At 70.7% G+C, this 16,204-nt stretch carries 16 protein-coding genes and 1 tRNA gene; 7 read left to right on the top strand and 10 right to left on the bottom strand.

Annotation, left to right across the window (positions count from 1 at the left end; all coding sequences use genetic code 11):
* Positions 1 to 110 precede the first annotated feature (110 nt).
* The 5 genes from GY170_RS13855 to GY170_RS13835 form a co-directional block, all read right to left on the bottom strand.
* Positions 111 to 187, bottom strand: a tRNA-Arg gene (locus tag GY170_RS13855).
* 51 nt (positions 188 to 238) lie between these two features.
* Complete coding sequence (locus tag GY170_RS13850; protein ID WP_163894627.1) at positions 239 to 1,300, bottom strand: glycosyltransferase family 61 protein; 1,062 nt, start codon at positions 1,298 to 1,300, stop codon at positions 239 to 241.
* Positions 1,297 to 2,694 (bottom strand): sensor histidine kinase, encoded by a 1,398-nt coding sequence (locus GY170_RS13845; protein WP_163894625.1) that lies wholly within the window; start codon positions 2,692 to 2,694, stop codon positions 1,297 to 1,299. Before GY170_RS13845 ends, GY170_RS13850 begins: the two co-directional genes overlap by 4 nt.
* Before the next feature lie 12 nt (positions 2,695 to 2,706).
* Positions 2,707 to 4,113 carry a dihydrolipoyl dehydrogenase family protein gene (locus GY170_RS13840; RefSeq protein ID WP_163894623.1) on the bottom strand — a complete coding sequence of 469 codons (1,407 nt, stop codon included), beginning with the start codon at positions 4,111 to 4,113 and terminating at the stop codon, positions 2,707 to 2,709.
* Positions 4,101 to 4,844 carry a TVP38/TMEM64 family protein gene (locus GY170_RS13835; RefSeq protein ID WP_163894621.1) on the bottom strand — a complete coding sequence of 248 codons (744 nt, stop codon included), beginning with the start codon at positions 4,842 to 4,844 and terminating at the stop codon, positions 4,101 to 4,103. Before GY170_RS13835 ends, GY170_RS13840 begins: the two co-directional genes overlap by 13 nt.
* A gap of 134 nt (positions 4,845 to 4,978) precedes the next feature.
* Here GY170_RS13835 and GY170_RS13830 point away from each other — a divergent pair, with 134 nt between their 5' ends.
* Both GY170_RS13830 and rpsD read left to right on the top strand, forming a co-directional pair.
* Entirely contained in the window at positions 4,979 to 5,425 is a 447-nt protein-coding gene (locus GY170_RS13830) for a cupin domain-containing protein (protein WP_163894619.1), read from the top strand.
* Positions 5,426 to 5,679: 254 nt separating this feature from the next.
* Entirely contained in the window at positions 5,680 to 6,300 is a 621-nt protein-coding gene (gene rpsD, locus GY170_RS13825; protein ID WP_163894617.1) for a 30S ribosomal protein S4, read from the top strand.
* Positions 6,301 to 6,373: 73 nt separating this feature from the next.
* Here the strand turns inward: rpsD and GY170_RS13820 are convergent, their stop codons facing one another.
* Positions 6,374 to 6,844 carry a cupin domain-containing protein gene (locus tag GY170_RS13820; RefSeq protein ID WP_163894615.1) on the bottom strand — a complete coding sequence of 157 codons (471 nt, stop codon included), beginning with the start codon at positions 6,842 to 6,844 and terminating at the stop codon, positions 6,374 to 6,376.
* Positions 6,845 to 6,902: 58 nt separating this feature from the next.
* On the opposite strand from GY170_RS13820, the gene GY170_RS13815 reads away from it, so the two are divergent.
* A complete protein-coding gene (locus GY170_RS13815; RefSeq protein WP_167803320.1) occupies positions 6,903 to 7,502 on the top strand; it encodes a TetR/AcrR family transcriptional regulator in 600 nt (199 codons plus the stop codon).
* 6 nt (positions 7,503 to 7,508) lie between these two features.
* On the opposite strand, the gene GY170_RS13810 is transcribed toward GY170_RS13815, so the two are convergent.
* From GY170_RS13810 to GY170_RS13800, 3 genes are read right to left on the bottom strand one after another with little or no spacing between them, the layout of a single operon-like run.
* A complete protein-coding gene (locus tag GY170_RS13810) occupies positions 7,509 to 8,054 on the bottom strand; it encodes a uridine kinase family protein (protein WP_163894612.1) in 546 nt (181 codons plus the stop codon).
* Positions 8,051 to 9,460, bottom strand: a complete 1,410-nt coding sequence (locus GY170_RS13805) for a UdgX family uracil-DNA binding protein (RefSeq protein ID WP_163894610.1) — start codon at positions 9,458 to 9,460, stop codon at positions 8,051 to 8,053. Before GY170_RS13805 ends, GY170_RS13810 begins: the two co-directional genes overlap by 4 nt.
* A 3-nt stretch (positions 9,461 to 9,463) precedes the next feature.
* Positions 9,464 to 10,687, bottom strand: coding sequence for a putative DNA modification/repair radical SAM protein (locus GY170_RS13800; protein ID WP_163895379.1), 1,224 nt, complete (start codon positions 10,685 to 10,687; stop codon positions 9,464 to 9,466).
* Positions 10,688 to 10,916: 229 nt separating this feature from the next.
* On the opposite strand from GY170_RS13800, the gene GY170_RS13795 reads away from it, so the two are divergent.
* The 4 genes from GY170_RS13795 (at position 10,917) to GY170_RS13780 (ending at position 14,989) form a co-directional block, all read left to right on the top strand.
* The gene (locus GY170_RS13795; protein WP_163894608.1) at positions 10,917 to 12,416 is read left to right on the top strand and encodes an alkaline phosphatase; all 1,500 of its coding nucleotides are present in this window, start codon (positions 10,917 to 10,919) and stop codon (positions 12,414 to 12,416) included.
* 99 nt (positions 12,417 to 12,515) lie between these two features.
* Complete coding sequence (locus GY170_RS13790; protein ID WP_163894606.1) at positions 12,516 to 12,947, top strand: twin-arginine translocation signal domain-containing protein; 432 nt, start codon at positions 12,516 to 12,518, stop codon at positions 12,945 to 12,947.
* Positions 12,948 to 12,957: 10 nt separating this feature from the next.
* Positions 12,958 to 13,686: an ABC transporter ATP-binding protein gene (locus GY170_RS13785; RefSeq protein WP_163894604.1), complete on the top strand. Its 729-nt coding sequence runs from the start codon at positions 12,958 to 12,960 to the stop codon at positions 13,684 to 13,686.
* Entirely contained in the window at positions 13,679 to 14,989 is a 1,311-nt protein-coding gene (locus GY170_RS13780) for an ABC transporter permease (RefSeq protein ID WP_163894601.1), read from the top strand. The genes GY170_RS13785 and GY170_RS13780 overlap by 8 nt, the downstream gene beginning before the upstream one ends.
* Positions 14,990 to 15,098: 109 nt before the next feature.
* Here the strand turns inward: GY170_RS13780 and ilvC are convergent, their stop codons facing one another.
* A complete protein-coding gene (gene ilvC / locus GY170_RS13775; RefSeq protein ID WP_163894600.1) occupies positions 15,099 to 16,121 on the bottom strand; it encodes a ketol-acid reductoisomerase in 1,023 nt (340 codons plus the stop codon).
* Between the last annotated feature and the right edge of the window lie 83 nt (positions 16,122 to 16,204).

The following is a 16,204-nucleotide window of genomic DNA, read 5'->3' as shown; positions in this document are numbered from 1 at the left end:
CGCTCGCGGCAATCACGTGAACCCTGTCTGGCGTCCCGCTTGGCAAATGCGATCTCGATCAGAGACCTGACCGGAGCGTCGGCTTTGCTTGGGATCTTATAGGGAGGAAGTGGCGCGCTGGGGAGGATTCGAACCCCCGACCCCTTGATTCGTAGTCAAGTACTCTATCCAACTGAGCTACCAGCGCGCGGGGTGTGGGGCATGTAGCGGGGCTGGGCGGGTGATGCAAGGGGCCTAATCAGACTTCTCTGCGCAGCCGCCGCACCGTCTCCAGAATGGTCCCCGGCTCGGCCCGCCAGCCGGCCCCGCCGGCACCGGGGCTGTCGAAGATGTCCAGCCAGAGCGGGGTCGGCAGCGAGAGGCGCACCGTGGCGGGCCCGGCGTTCAGATAGGAGGCGTTCGCGATCTCCAGCACCTGCGCCCCGGCGGGGGCGAAGAGGGTGTTGGTCATCCCGGCGCCGTGGAGGCCGATGATCAGCCGGGCGCGGGCGAAGAGGGCGACCTGCCCGGCGACGCCGAGCGCCCCGGCGGTCACGATCCGGACCCCCTCCGCCGCAAGCAGCCCCTCCAGCTCCGCCTCCGTCTCCATCGGCCGCCGCGTGGCATCGCGGCGAGAGACGTAGAGCGGCGGCGGCTCCGGGCCGGGTGGCACAGCGGAGAGGAGGCGGCGGCGGACGGCGAGGCGGTCCTCCGTTGGCGAGAAGAGGCCGCGGCCGCCGTTATGCTCCGAATAGGCCAGCAGCGGCGCGGTGACGCGCTCGCCGGGGGCGAGCTCCAGCCGGGGCAGGGCGCCGAGGCCGGCGAGGGAGAGCGCCTCGCGCTGGTAGGGGCCGAGCGGCGGCGTCAGCAGGCCGGCGGGGTGGCCGGGCAGGGCGCTGCGCAGGAAGCGGCGCGACTGCAGGATCGCCGGCAGCGCCTGCCGCAGCCAGTGCCAGTAATTGTTGCTGGTGCCGTTGCCGGCGACGATCCACACCCGCTCCTCCCCGAGGGTGCGCACCGGCCCGCCCGCCATCTCCGCCCAGGCGCCGGCGCTGTGGCGGGGGTGGACGCTCTCCGCCAGCAGCTCCTCGCCGCGGGAGAGGAAGAGGTGCGGCCCGCTGACGGTGATGTCGCGCAGCAGGTGGGCGCGGATCGGCAGGTTCTCCGTGAAGAGCTGGGCGGCGAAATTCTCAAACAGCTCGGCCGGCCGCTCCGCCGCCGTGGCGCCCGGGATGAAGCGAAACGCGTCCGACCGGCGCTCCTCGCTCGGCGGCGAGGTGGCCTCGGCGATCTCCTCCAGCGCCAGGGCCTTTCCCGTCACTCCGCCGCCTGCAGCACCGCCTCGGACTTCGGCAGCCAGATGGCGAACTCCGTCCCCTCGGGGCCGGAATCCCGCAGGTCCAGCCGGCCGCCATGGCCGCGCACCAGTTCCGCCGCGATGGCAAGGCCGAGGCCGGAGCCACCCTTCGTCACGGCCCCCTGGAAAGGCTGGAAGAGGTGCTCGCGCGCCTTCGGCGGCAGCCCCGGCCCGGTGTCGGAGACGGAGATCCACCACGCGTTGTCATCCTCCCATGCCCGCACGCAGATCTCCCCCGGCTTGCCGGTGGCGAGAATCGCCTGCCTCGCGTTGCGGACGAGGTTGGAGAGGACGCGGTGGATCTGCTCGCCATCCGCCCGCACCATCAGCCCGGCCGGCACGTCCTCTCCGAAGGAGATGTCGTCCGCCCCCGTCGCCAGCCGCTCGCTGTCGATCACATCGCCGATGAGCGCGGCGATCTGCACGCGCGCCAGTGTCGGCGGCGGCTCCTCCGCCCGGCCGAAGGCGAGCGTCGTCTCGGCGAGGGAGATGGCGCGGGAAATGGAGCGCAGCAGCTTGGGCATCAGCCGCTTCACCAGCGGATCGTCGGAGCCCTCGATCCGGTCGGCGAAGAGCTGGGCGGAGGTCAGGATGTTGCGCAGATCGTGGGAGACGCGCGCCACGGCGCCGCCGAGCTGGGCCAGCCGCTCCTTCTGGCGCAGCGCCCCGGTGAGCTGCGTCTGCATGGTGCGCAGCGCCTCCTCCGCCTCGCGCAGCTCGGTGACGCTGGCGGTGGGGGTGATGAGCGAGCGGGCATCTTCCGGGGCCGCGGCATAGCTCTGCATGGCGCGGATCACCCCGGCGATGGGGCGCAGGAGCAGGGCGCGCACGGCGAGGAAGAGCAGCGCCGCGGTGAGGATGGAGATGACGGCCGAGAGGACGAGCACGCGGAAGCCGTATTCGTACATCGCCGCCCGGAGAGGCCCCGTCTCCAGCGTCACCTCGATGAGCAGGCCCCCTTCCTGCACCGGGTTGCCCATGACGCGGATGATGCGGTTCTCGTTGTCGAAGAGCACCCCCAGCGCATCGGCGATCAGCGTCGGCGCGGCGGAGTTGCGCATGTCATAGGTGTCGGAGATCGGCTGCGGGATGGGCGAGGAGAGGGCGAGCTGGCGCACCTCGTCCCGCCGCAGGACGACGTTGAAGACACCGGCATTCTCCAGCAGCTCCGATTCCAGCTCGGCCGAGACCATGTCGTCCGCCAGCAGGGCCAGAGAGGCGATCTGCGCGCGGGCGAGCCGCTCGTTGAGATAATCCTGCCGGAAGCGGGCGACGGAGGGCACGAAGATCAGCACCTCCGCCAGCATGACGAAGATGACGGTCAGGACGAGGAACCGGCCTGACAGCGTCTTGAGCATGGGCCCTCCCGATCAGGGCAGGAGGCGCTGGATGGCGCCCACCGACCTTTTTACCAGATTACTCTCGAACAATTTGGGGCCAAAATAGCTCCCGGCCACGGATTTGTGAATTTCAGACCGCGTCGGGTAGGGGAAGACCGCTCCCGCCATGGCAGAAAGTTTCATCTTCTGCCCGATGGCAAGCTGCCAGTAGCCGATCTGGTCCCCCGCTCCGGGGCCGACGATGCCGGCGCCGACGGGCCGCCCGCCGGCCACCATCACCTTGATCAGCCCCTCCGTCGCCCGCTCCGCCTGAGCGCGGTCGTTGCGCTCGAAGGGCAGGGTGAGCACGGTCAGGCGGCTGCCATGCCGCTCGCGCGCCTCCGCCTCCGTCAGCCCGACATGGGCGAGCTCGGGGGCGGTGAAGGTGGCGCGGGGGATGGGCGCGGTGGCCTTCGACGGCAGGCCGAACGCGATGCGGCGCAGCGCAACGCCGCCGTGGTAGCCGGCGAGGTGGGTGAACTGGCCGCGCCCGGCCATGTCGCCGAGGGCGAAGAGGCCGCGGTGGGTGACGGAGCGCAGGCTGTCATCGACGACGATACCGGCCTTGGAGACCTCGACGCCCGCCTTCTCCAGATCCAGCCGGTCCATGTTCGGCTTGCGGCCCGTGGCGACGAGCAGGTGGGTGCCGCGAACCTCGCCCGCCTCCGTCTCCACCACGATCTCCTCGCCGTCCTGCCGCACGCGGGTCGCTGTCGTGTCCTCGCGGATGTCGATGCCCTCGGCGCGTAGGGCGGCGAGGACGACGGCGCGCAGCTCCGGCTCCTCCCGGGGGAGGGCCTTGCCGGCCTGCAGGACCGTAACCTCGCTGCCGAGACGGCGGTGGGCCTGCGCCATCTCGATGCCGATGGGTCCGCCGCCGAGCACGAGGAGGTGGCCGGGCAGGCTGGCCGTCTCCAGCCGCTCGCGGGCGAAGAGGCTTTCGTTGGTCAGGTACGGCACGTCCCGCAGCCCCTCGACGGGCGGCACCGCGGGGGAGGAGCCGGTGGCGACGGCGAAGCGGCGCGCGCGGATGCGGCGCGTGCCTTCGGGCAGCGCCACCTCCACCTCCTCGCGGGAGATGAAGCGCGCCCAGCCGCGCAGCACGGTCACGCCCAGCCCCTCGAAGCGCTCCTGGCTGTCATGCGGGGCGATGGCGTCGATGGCATCGGCGATGCGTCCCATCGCCGTCTCGTAGGAGACATCGGCCCCGGCATGATGCTCCGCCGCCGCCTTGATCAGCGCCTTGGAGGGCACGCAGCCGTAGTTCAGGCAGTCGCCGCCCATCTCGCCCCCCTCGATGAGGACGGTGCGCACGCCGGTCTGCGCGGCGCCCGAGGCGAGGGTGAGGCCGGCGGAGCCGGCGCCGATGACGCAAAGGTCGAAGGTCAGCGTGTCCATCTTGAGAGGAAGGCCTTTCGAAAGAGCGGCAGGGAGGCGAGCAGCGCGAGGCCCACGAAGGGCAGGAAGACCCGCGGCTCGCGCAGGAGAGACAGGTCGGGCCGGCCTCCGGCGGCGAACACCTCGCCCAGCCCCGCTCCGACGGAGGTGTAGACGATCGCGCCGGGGATGATCCCCAGATAGGTGGTCACCGCGAAGACCGGGAGGGGCACGGCGAGAAGAGCCGGAATCAGGTTCGCCGCGAAGAAGGGCACGACCGGGATCACCCGCATCAGGAAGAGCACCGGCCACATGTTGGCGTCGATCCCCTGCTTGAGCTTCTTCGTCCTCTCCCCCTGTTCCATCCGCCGCGCCAGCCGGCCGCCGAGGCCCCAGCGGGCGGCGAGGAAGATCAGGCAGGCGCCGGTCCCCGCGGCGAGGACGTTGAAGACCACGCCGGGAAAGACGCCGAAGAGGAAGCCGCCGGTGAGCGTCGCCACGGTGGCGCCGGGCAGCGAGAAGGCGACGATGGTGACATAGGCGCCCATGAAGGCGAGCGCCGTGAGGAGGTAGTGGTCGTCCCGGTAGGCCAGCAGCGCCTCTCGGTGGGTGGAGAGGGTGTCGAAGCTCAGCGCCTCCCCCAGCGCCCAGGCGCCCCAGATCGCCACGCCGCCGATCCCGGCGGGGAGCAGGGCGCGCGCGGGGCTGCCCTCCTTGTGCTGCGGCTCGCCGCGCTGATCATCCTCGGCCATCCGCCCACATTGCCCGGCAGGGGTGGGAAGGGAAGCGCTTTCACGGCAGCTTGACAGGGGCAGGCGCGTCCGGCCCCGCCTTTCGCCCGTCCGGCGCGCGCGGTACGCTTGGGCAAAGGGCAGGGGTGACGGGCATGATCTTCAAGGCAGGCAGCGTGGCGCCGCAGCGCGTCGAGGGCTCGGCGACCCGGCAGGAGGTGCGGCTGGGCGACGCCGGCGGGCTGGCGCAGCTCGGCGTGAACATCGTCACCCTCGGTCCGGGGGAGCGCTCCGCCATGCGGCACTGGCATGCGCAGGAGGACGAGTTCCTCTACCTCCTCTCCGGTGAGGCGGTGGTCGTCGAGGATGATGGCGAGCATGTCCTGCGGCCGGGGGACGCCTGCTGCTGGCCGGCGGGCGTGGAGAACGCGCACCACGTCCTCAACCGCTCCGACGCGCCGCTGACCTACCTCGTCGTCGGCAGCCAGGCGGAGATCGACACGGTGCGCTACCCCGACGACGGTCTGACGCTGCATCAGGCGCCGCCCCGCTGGCAGATGCTGCGCGACGACGGGACGGTGGCGCGGGAAGGCGACACCTGAGGGGCTCTGCCCCCGCCTTCGGCCCCCCGGAGGTATTTCGAAAAGGGCGAGAGCGGCCGATGGAGGCCGTTGACTCCGGCCCCGGGCCTTCCTAGAAGCCGCCATTCATTGGTGTTGGTGGCCCCCGCGAGGGCAAGCCTGTCGACCCGGCAAAATCCGGGGAGAGGACAACGCCCTTCGACCAGGCGCAGCCCGAAACGTGGCTACCGGTTTTCGGACCAAGCTGCGCGCCAACAAAACGAAGGAGACCAGCCGTGACCAAACGCACGTCTGCCAAGTACAAGATCGACCGCCGCATGGGCGAGAACATCTGGGGCCGCCCCAAATCCCCCGTCAACCGCCGCGAATACGGCCCCGGCCAGCACGGCCAGCGTCGCAAGCAGAAGATGTCGGATTTCGGCACCCAGCTGCGCGCCAAGCAGAAGCTCAAGGGCTACTACGGCGACCTGACGGAAAAGCAGTTCCGCCGCATCTACGCCGAAGCAGAGCGTGTGAAGGGCGACACCGGTGAGAACCTCATCGGCCTGCTCGAGCGCCGCCTCGACGCCGTCGTCTACCGCGCCAAGTTCGTCGCGACCGTCTTCGCCGCCCGCCAGTTCGTCAACCACGGCCACGTGACCGTCAACGGCGTGCGCGTGAACATCCCCTCCTACCGCGTGAAGGAAGGGGACGTGATCGAGGTTCGCGAGAAGTCCAAGCAGATGGCCGCCCTTCTGGAAGCCGTCTCCCTGAACGAGCGCGACGTGCCCGACTACATCGAGGCCGACCACAACAAGATGGTCGCCACCTTCGTGCGCACCCCCGGCCTCTCCGACGTGCCCTACGCCGTGGTGATGGAGCCGAACCTCGTCGTCGAATTCTACGCCAAGAACTGATCGATCGTCGATCCGTTCGGAAGGCCGCCCCCCGGGGCGGCCTTTTGTGTTTTGAGGGGCCGTTCAGGCCCGTTCACGCCTCGGCGGGCACGAGGATGGTCATCCCGGCCTCCTGCGCCACGGCCACGACTCGGGCGACGTCGGGTGGGCCGTCCATCGGGGCGGGCTCTTGCCGATCATCCGTCACCGGCACGCCGAGCTCCGTGAAGAAGCGCTCATGCATCTGGCCGGGGGCGTTGAGGATCATCAGGCGCGCCGGGCTCTCGCCGACGGCGGAGAAGGCATGGGCGGCGCCATCGGGGATGATGACGCTCTCGCCGGCGCCGGCACGGGTCACCTCGCCTTCGATCATGAAATCGACCTCGCCCTCCAGCACCACGAAGCTCTCCGTCTCGCCCGCATGGGTGTTGGGCGGTGCGCCGAGGCCGGGAGGCACCACGGCCTCGATCAGGCAGAACTTGCCCATCACCTCGTCGGGGAAGGCATGGAAGGTCATAAGAATGCCCAGCGTCTCGTACCGACGCGGGCGGGGGGCAGTCGTCATGGGGGAAACTCCTTGAGTCGGAAATGAACTTGCAGGTAAATGATACACGGGTCTCATTATGAGACAAGTGTCTCATGAGGTGGAAATGGGCAGGCAGGGCCAGAAGAGCCGAACGCGCGACGCGATCCTCGCCGCCGCGAGGGAGCTGGCGGCGGCCGGGCAGGCGCTGAGCGTGCCGGCGGTGGCGGAGGCGGCGGGCGTCTCGCGCGCCACGGCCTACCGCTATTTCTCCGACCCGTCGGTGCTGGCGGCGGAGGCGGGGCTCGATGTCGCCGTGGCGCCCTACGAGCAGATCGTGGCGGGGGCGGAGGGGCCGCGGGCGCGGCTGATGGCGGTGTCGCTCTACATGTTCGACCTCGCGGCCGGGCACGAGGCCGCCTTCCGCCACTTCCTCGCCCGCTGGCTCGATGCCTGGGCGGCCGGCAGCGGGCCGACGCGCGGGGCGCGGCGGGTGGAGATGTTCAAGCGGGCGCTGGGCGAGGATCGCGCCGGGCTGAGCGCCGCCGACGCCGCGGCGCTGGTGCGCGGGCTGACGGCGACCACGGGCACGGAGGCGCTGATCGGGTTGCTGGACGTGGCGGAGGCGGACCGCGCGGCCGCGCGCGCCACGGTGGAGGAGATCACGGGCCTGCTGATCGCGCGCTACCTCGGCACTTGAGGCGCGTCAGGTCTCGATGATGTGGTCAAAGCGCTCCGGCGGGGCGGCGTGGGCGAAGTACCACTCCTCCGCCCGGTGCCACTGCCGCTCCCACGCGGTGATCTCGCCTTCCCGCGCCAGCAGGCGCGCCTCGCGGGTGGCGGGCGCGGTGGTGACGAGGAGGGCGGCGTCGATGAGATCGGCGAGCTCGTGCCGGGCCGAGTAGACCCCCTCGAGGATGATGATCTCCGCCGGTGGTACCAGCGTCTCCGGCCCTGACGAGCCGTCGAAGGCCGCCCAGTCGAAGGGTCGAAAGCGGCCGGTGCGGCCGGCGGTGAGGGTGTCGAGGACGTCCCGCTGGCGACGCCAGTCGATGCAAGACGCGGCGAGCGCCTCGGGCGGTTCGTCCCGCAGCGCGGTGCCGCCGATGTAGAAGTCATCCCCCTCGATCAGCGTGGCGCCGAGATCCTTGGCGAGGAGCTTGGCGAAGGTCGACTTGCCGCTGCCGCTCCGCCCGTCGACGGCGATGCGCAGGGGGCGGGGCCGGGCGCGCAGGCGGTCGACGAGCGTCACGCGGCGATCCGGCGGGCGGCCTCGGCGAGATCGGCCTCCAGATCGGCGCGCGCCTCTGCCTGCGCGCCGGCATCGGGCTGGCGGAGGATGTAGGAGGGGTGGAGCGAGAGGAGGACGGGGCCATACTCCGTCTCCTCCACATGGCCGCGGCGCTTGAGGATGCCGGCGCGCTGGCCGGTCAAAGTCTCCGCCGCCGTGCCGCCGAGGGCGAGGATCAGGCGGGGGCGGATCAGCTCGATCTCGCGGGAGAGCCACCAGCGGGCATGCTCGATGTCGGAGCGGTCCGGCGACTGGTGGATGCGCCGCTTGCCGCGCCGCTCAAACTTGAACCGCTTGACGGCATTGGTGACGTAAGCCTCCCGCCGGTTCAGCCCCGCCGCCTCCGCCGCCTTGTCGAGGAGCTGCCCCGAGGGGCCGACGAAGGGACGGCCCGCCTCGTCCTCCATGTCGCCCGGCTGCTCGCCGACGATGATGAGCCGGGCGTCATGCGGGCCTTCGCCCATGACGAAGCGGCCGTAGCCCTCGCGGCCATGGCGGTTCTCCTCCTCGGCCTTCGCGGCCAGCTCCTCCCAGCTCACCTTCTCCTCCGTGTGCAGCCGCTGCAGGATGCGGGCGGCGCGGGCCGGGGGCAAGGTGGGGGCCTTCGCCGCCATCTCTGCCGCCCTCGCCTCGGCCGTGGCGATCAGCTCGGGGATGTGGCGGGCCTCGGGGAGGTTCTTCCAGTATTTCTTCGGCATCTCCGAGGTCATCGCCTTCACCTTCAGCCGCGCCGGGTTGAAGATGTTGCGGAAGTAGGTGCCCCAGAGCGCATCGGCCGCATCCTCGGGCAGGTCCGGCCGGGGGGCGCCCTCGGCGAAGCGGAGCTCTCCCCCCTCGAAATGGGCGGAGAGGGCGGGCGTGAAGATCGCCCAGTCCATGTCGGCGAAGCGCTTGGCGAAATGGGGGGCCGTCGGCTCCAGCGTGTGGTGCGTCGGCTCGAACCACGCGGCGAAGCGCCGGCGGGGGCCGCCCCCCTCGATCTCGCGGAAGCGCACGAAGGCGGTCATCTTGTGGGCGCAGCGGCGCACCTGCTTCTCCATCTGCCGGAGCTGGGCGAGGCTCTCGTCCCCCCGGTCGGCCATCAGGCGGGGGCTGCCCTGCAGCCGCCAGAGAAAGGCGTAGAGCCGGGCGAAGCGCTCCGGCTCGGCATGCCAGCAGACCGACTGGGCCAGCGGCACGAAGCTCTTCGGCACGGTGATCGCCCCGGCGGGCGGGGGCGGCGCGTCGGCGGCGAAGAGATCGCTCTGGCCGGCGCCCTCCTCGGCCCAGAGCACTGCCTCGGGCGGCACGCCCGCTGCCAGCAGCCCGCGCGCGGCATCGCGCCACGCGGTGGCGGTGCCGATGGCGGGTAGGGTGACGCGGTGCATGGCCTAGAAGAGCGACAGCTGCTCCGCCGGCGGGGCGAAGCGGGCGCGCAGGTTCGCCGCGTCCGTCAGCCCGCCGGGGGACCAGTCGGTCAGCGTGATGAAGGCCTTGGCGCTCTTCAGGTTCGCGCCCATGCGCCGCAGATCCTCGTAACGCAGGCGCCGGTGGCGGCGGGTGGTGAGGATGCGGTCGACGCTCTTGGTGCCGAAGCCGGGCACGCGGAGCAGCAGCTCCTTCTCCGCCCGCTGCACGTCGACCGGGAAGCGGTGACGGTTGGCGAGCGCCCATGCCAGCTTGGGGTCGATCGTCAGATCGAGGTTGCCGTCGGCCTGCGCGGCGGTGATCTCCCCCACCTCGAAGCCGTAGAAGCGCATCAGCCAGTCGGCCTGGTAGAGCCGGTGCTCGCGGATCAGCGGCGGCTTGATGAGGGGCAGCTTGGCGGTGGAATCGGGGATCGGCGAGAAGGCGGAGTAATAGACCCGCCGCAGCCGGTAGTCGCCGTAGAGGCGGGAGGACTGGCCGAGGATCGTCGCATCGTTGGCCGCATCCGCGCCGATGATCATCTGCGTGGACTGGCCGGCGGGGGCGAAGGCCGGCGCCTTGCGCCCCTTGTGCGTGCGGTCCTTCGCCGCCCGCTCATGGCGCTTAACGTCGCCCATTGCGCCGCGGATCGTCTCCGGCTTCTTCTCGGGCGCGTATTGGCGGACGGACTGGTCCGTCGGCATCTCGACGTTGATGGACAGCCGGTCGGCGTGGCGCCCGGCCTCCTCGATCAGCTCCGGCGCGGCGTCGGGGATGGTCTTGAGGTGTATGTAGCCCTTGAAGCCTTCGCGCTCGCGCAGCGTCCGCGCGATCTGCACCATGTCGGACATCGTCTTGTCCGGGCTCTGGATGATGCCGGAGGAGAGGAACAGCCCCTCGATGTAGTTCCGGCGGTAGAACTCCAGCGTCAGCGTGACGACCTCTTCCGGCGTGAACCGGGCGCGGGGCACGTTGGAGGAGACGCGGTTCACGCAATAGGCGCAGTCGTAGATGCAGAAGTTCGTCATCAGGATCTTCAGCAGCGAGATGCACCGCCCGTCCGGCGCATAGGCGTGGCAGATGCCACTGCCCGTCGTGCTGCCGATGCCGCCCTTGGAGCTGTCGCGCCTCGTCGTCGACGACGACGCGCAGGAAGCGTCGTAGCGCGCCGCGTCGGAGAGAATTTCCAGCTTGTCCTGCAGGGTCATGGGCATGGGATGTTCATTCTATGTTCCGCCGCGCCATGCGTCCAGCATGGCCCGGTCACAGCTGCGTGGCTTCCCCAAAGATACGCATCAGGGGCGGCACCGGATGCCTTTTCGGCCTTCCGCATCGTCACCCGCGGCCGTCATCAAACCTTTACCGCCCTGTCACGGAACGGAGTCGCGCCCCCCCTATCGCTCGCCGCACGAAGCAAACCCGCAGGGAGCACTACCCATGAAAACTTCGCTCAAGGCGAGCGTCGCCCTCGTCGCGCTGGCCGCCCCGGCCTTCGCCCAGGACATCGCCCAAGCCGACAACGAGTGGTTCACCGCCGGCTCCGAAGCCGTCATGGCCCGCGCCGAAGCCGAGGTGAACACGGCCCAGGCCCAGAACATCATCCTCTTCGTGGCCGACGGCAACGGCGTCGGCACCAACTATGCCACGCGCCTCTTCGCCGGCCAGCAGGAGGGCGGTCTCGGCGACGATTACGTGCTCTCCTATGAGGCCTTCCCGAACGCCGCGCTCGTCAAGACCTACTCGGTCAACGGCCAGACGCCGGATTCCGCGCCGACCGCCGGCGCCATGAACACCGGCATCAAGCAGCGCAACACCGTCATCAACCTGCCCTCCGAAATCGCCGTCGATGACTGCGCCGCGGGGCTGGAGACGAACCTGACGCTGCTCTCCGAGATCGTCGGCGACATGGGCAAGGAGGTTGGCATCATCTCCACCGCCCGCCTGACGCACGCCACCCCGGCCGCCGTCTACTCGCGCACCGCCAACCGCAACTGGGAAGGCAATGCCGACCTGCCCGAAGGCTGCGAGCAGCGTGACATCGCCGCCCAGCTCGGCGACGCGCTGGAAAGCGGCCTCGTGGACCTCGCCCTCGGTGGCGGCGGCCGCTACTTCTTCCCCGAGGACGTCACCGGCGACGAAGGCTACGCCGGCCGGCGTACCGACGGGCGCAACATCGTCGAGGAAGTCACCGGCATGGGCGGCCAGTTCGCCTGGAACGCCGAGACGCTGGAAGGCCTGACGCCCTCTCTCGAGAACGGCCCGATCCTCGGCCTCTTCGAGGACAGCCACATGGAGTACGAAGCCGATCGCACCGACGAGCCCTCGCTCGCCGAGATGACCGCCTTCGCCATCGACACGCTCAGCCAGAACGAAGAGGGCTTTTACCTCGAGATCGAGGCCGGCCGCGTCGACCACGCCAACCACGCCGGCAACCTCGCCCGCGTCGTGACCGACGGCGTCGCTTTCGCCGAGGCCGTGCAGACCGCGCTCGACATGGTCGACACGTCCAACACGCTGATCATCGTCACCGCCGACCACGAGCACTCGATCGCCTTCAACGGCTATTGCGGCCGCGGCTCCAACATCCTCGGCCTGTGCATGGACACGAACGATGCGGGCATCGAGACCAATGGCGAGCCGATGCTGGCCGCCGATGGCAAGCCCTACACCGTTGCCGGCTACCTCAACGGCGCCGGCTCGATCCTAGCCCCGGTCGAGGAAGGCGGCGAGTTCGTCGGCTCCCGCCCCGAGCTGACGGAAGAGGAAGCGACGGATCTCGATTACCTCCAGCAGGCCCTGATCCCGAACAGCTCCGAGTCGCACTCCGGTGAAGACGTCGCGGCCTTCGCGATCGGCCCCTGGTCGCACCTCGTCAACGGCGTGATGGAGCAGAACGAGCTCTTCCACGTGATGAACTACGCGCTCAACGCCGAGTGACGTTTCGATGACAATCGGCGGGCCGCCCTGCAAGGCGGCCCGCCTTTGCGTTACCTTCCCCGCAGGACACCCACCCGGATCTGCAAACGGAGAGACAAGATGAAGCGCCGTTCCTTCCTCACCCACTCCGCCGCTGCCGGCCTCGCCGCCGGCCTGCCCCTGCGGGCCAACGCCGCCGAAGCCGTGTTGCTGCGTGACATGTACGCAAACGGCATGGACTTTTCCGACCTCGCGCAATCGCTCGAGGGCCAGCGCGTGACGCTGGAGGGCTACATGGCCCCGCCCCTGAAGGCGAACAGCACCTTCTTCGTGCTCACCAAGATGCCGATGACCGTCTGCCCCTTCTGCGAGACGGAAGCGGAGTGGCCGGACGATATCGCCGCTGTCTACACCTCGCGCATCTACGACGTCGTCTATTACAGCGTGAAGCTGCTCACGACCGGCCGGCTGGAGCTGGGCACCGAGCGCGACGAGGAGACGGGCTTCGTCAGCCGCCTGCGCCTCGTCGATGCCAGCTTCGACCGCGCCTGAGCCCGCTGCCATGCTCGCCGCCGCCCCCACCGCTGCCCGTCCGGCCGCGCGCGCCCCGGAGCCGGGCGGCGCCGCCCTCTCGGTGCGCGGCCTCACGGTCGAGGCGGGCGGGCGGCGGCTGGTGAGCCTGCCGGCGCTCGATCTCTCCCCCGGCGCCACCCTCGCCGTCACCGGCCCGTCGGGGGCCGGCAAGTCGACGCTGCTCTTCGCCCTCGCCGGGCTGATCCCCGCCAGCGGCGGGCGGATCGACTGGGGCGGCGAGGAGATCACCGCCCTGCGCGGCGCCGCCCGGGCCGACTGGCGGCGGCGGCAGCTCGGCATCATCTTCCAGGACCATCAGCTCTTCGACGAGATGTCGGCGCTCGACAACGCCGCCCTCGGCGCCGCCTACGCCCCCCGGGCCGAGCGTGCCGCCCTGCGCGACGGCGCGGCGCACTGGCTGGAGCGGCTCGGCCTCGGCGACAAGCTGGCGCAGCGGGCGCTCTCCCTCTCCGGCGGTGAGCGGCAGCGCGTCTCCATCGCCCGGGCGCTGGCGGCGGACCCGCCGATCCTCCTCGCCGACGAGCCGACGGCCAGCCTCGACCGGGCCAGCGCCGACCGGCTGATCGCCGATCTGGCCGGCCTCGCCGGCACGCGGACGCTAGTGGCCGTCACCCATGACGCGGCGCTGGTGGCGCGCCTCGGCCGCCGGCTGGAGATCCGAGACGGCGCGCCCGCCGGGGGCCTGGCCGATGCGTGACCTCTGGTTCACCCTGCCGCCGGCCGCGCAGGACCTCCTCGCGGCCCTGCTCCTCCTCCTCCCGGCGCTGGTCATCGCGGCGGCGCTGCTGCGCGGCTTCGCGCCCGGGGCGATGATCCGTGACATGGGGCGGCGGTTCCTCTTCGCCAATGTCGCCTTCGTTGCGCTCATCGCCTGCGCCATCGCCATCGGCGCCGGGCTTCTGGCGTCGGAGCGGGGCCTGCGCGCCGGCACCGCCCGCGCCGCCGACCCGTTCGACCTCATCATCGCCGCGCCCGGCAGCGAGCTGACGGCGATGCTGGCGGCCGTCTACCTGCAGCCGGCGGACATGCCGCTGCTCTCCGGCGAGACCTACGCCCGCATCGCGGCCGACCCCGCCGTCGCCCTCGCCGCGCCGCTGGCCTTCGGCGACAGCGTCGGCGCGGCGCCGGTGGTGGGCACGACGGCGGGTTTCGCCGCCCACCTCTCCCCCGAGCTGGCGGAGGGGCGGCTCTTCGCGGCGCATGACGAGGCGGTGGTCGGCGCACTGGCCGGCTTCGCCCCCGGCGACGAGATCGCGCCGGCCCACGGCGTCGGCGACGCGGCGGATGCCCATGCCCACGCGGGCCACGAATTTCAGGTCGTCGGCCGCATGGCCCGCACTGGCTCCCCCTGGGACCGGGCGGTGCTCGTGCCGGTGGAAGCGATCTGGGAGGTGCACGGCCTCGCCAATGGCCACGCGCCGGAGGCGGGCGACCAGCTCGGCCCGCCCTTCGACGCCGCCTACTTCCCCGGCACGCCTGCGGTGCTCCTGCGCGGCGAGGGGCTGGGCGCCACCTACCAGCTTCTTTCCCGTTACGGGACGGAGGAGACCATGGCCTTCTTCCCGGGCGCCGTGCTGGCGCAGCTGCAGGCCCGGCTGGGCGACGTGCGCGCGGCGATGAGCGTCATGGCCGTGGCGGCGCAGGTGCTGGTGACGCTGGCCGTCCTGCTGGCGCTGGCCATCCTCGTGCGGCTCTTCGCCCGGGCGCTGGCGCTCCTGCGGGCGCTGGGCGCGCCGGGCCGCTTCGTGGCGGCCGTGGTGTGGAGCTACGCCGTGGGGCTGGTCGTGCTGGGCACGGCGCTCGGCCTCGCGCTGGGCCTCGGCTCGGCGGCGGCACTCTCGGCAGTGGTGACGGCGCGGACGGACATCCTCGTGCGCGCCAGCCTCGGCTGGCCGGAGGTGCACATGGCGGCAGGCTTCGTGAGCCTGACGGCGGTGCTGGCGCTTCTGCCGGCCTGGGCAGCGCTGCGGCGGGAGATCGTCCCGGAGTTGCGGGCGTAGGGGCCCCGTAGGGTGGGTTTGCAACCCACCGCCCCCAAACGCAGAGCGGCCCGGCATCGCTGCCGGGCCGCTCCGTCGTCGCATCCGGGCGGGGCTGCCCCGCCGCGACTTAGTTCCGGGCCTTGTCTACCAGCTTGCCCTTGCCGATCCACGGCATCATGCCGCGGAGCTTCTCGCCGACCTGCTCGATCTGGTGCTCGTCATTCAGGCGACGCGTCGCCTTGAACATCGGCTGGCCGACGGCGTTCTCCTGCATGAAGTCGCGCACGAACTTGCCCGTCTGGATGTCCGTCAGGACCTCCTTCATGCGCTTCTTCGTCTCCTCGTAGGGGAGGATCCGCGGCCCGCTCACGTACTCGCCGTATTCGGCGGTGTTCGAGATCGAGTAGTTCATGTTGGCGATGCCGCCTTCGTAGATCAGGTCCACGATCAGCTTCACCTCGTGCAGGCACTCGAAATAGGCCATCTCGGGCTCGTAGCCGGCCTCGACCAGCGTCTCGAAGCCCATGCGGATGAGCTCGACGAGGCCGCCGCAGAGCACAGCCTGCTCGCCGAAGAGGTCGGTCTCGCATTCCTGGCGGAAGTTCGTCTCGATGATGCCCGAGCGGCCGCCGCCGATGGCGGAGCAATAGGAGAGGCCGATCTCCATGGCGCGGCCCGTCGCGTCCTGATCGACGGCGACGAGGCAGGGCACGCCGCCGCCCTTGACGTATTCGCCGCGCACGGTGTGGCCGGGGCCCTTCGGCGCCATCATGATGACGTCGACGCCCGGCTTCGGCTCGATGAGGCCGAAGTGCACGTTCAGGCCGTGGGCGAAGGCGATGGCGGCGCCCTCTTTCAGGTTGTCATGCACGTACTTCTTGTAGGTCGCGGCCTGCAGCTCGTCGGGCATGGTGAACATGATGAGGTCGGCCCAGGCGGCGGCCTCGGCGATCCCCATGACCTGCAGGCCCTCGCCCTCGGCCTTTGCCTTCGACGGCGAGCCCTCGCGCAGTGCGACGGCGACGTTCTTGGCGCCGGAATCGCGCAGGTTCAGCGCATGGGCGTGCCCCTGGGAGCCGTAGCCGAGAATGGCCACCTTCATGTCCTTGATCAGGTTCACGTCGCAGTCGCGATCGTAATAGACGCGCATCTCGTCCCTCCGTTTATGTGCTGGGGGCTGTGTAGCCGGCGTCGGCGCTTGCTTCGAGAGGCGTTCGGCGGGTATTTGAGGTC

The organism is Pseudoroseicyclus tamaricis (assembly GCF_012070395.1).
Taxonomy (GTDB): Bacteria; Pseudomonadota; Alphaproteobacteria; order Rhodobacterales; family Rhodobacteraceae; genus Pseudoroseicyclus_A; species Pseudoroseicyclus_A tamaricis.
Note: the sequence above shows the minus strand (reverse complement) of the source record. Positions and strands in the feature narration are given on the sequence as shown.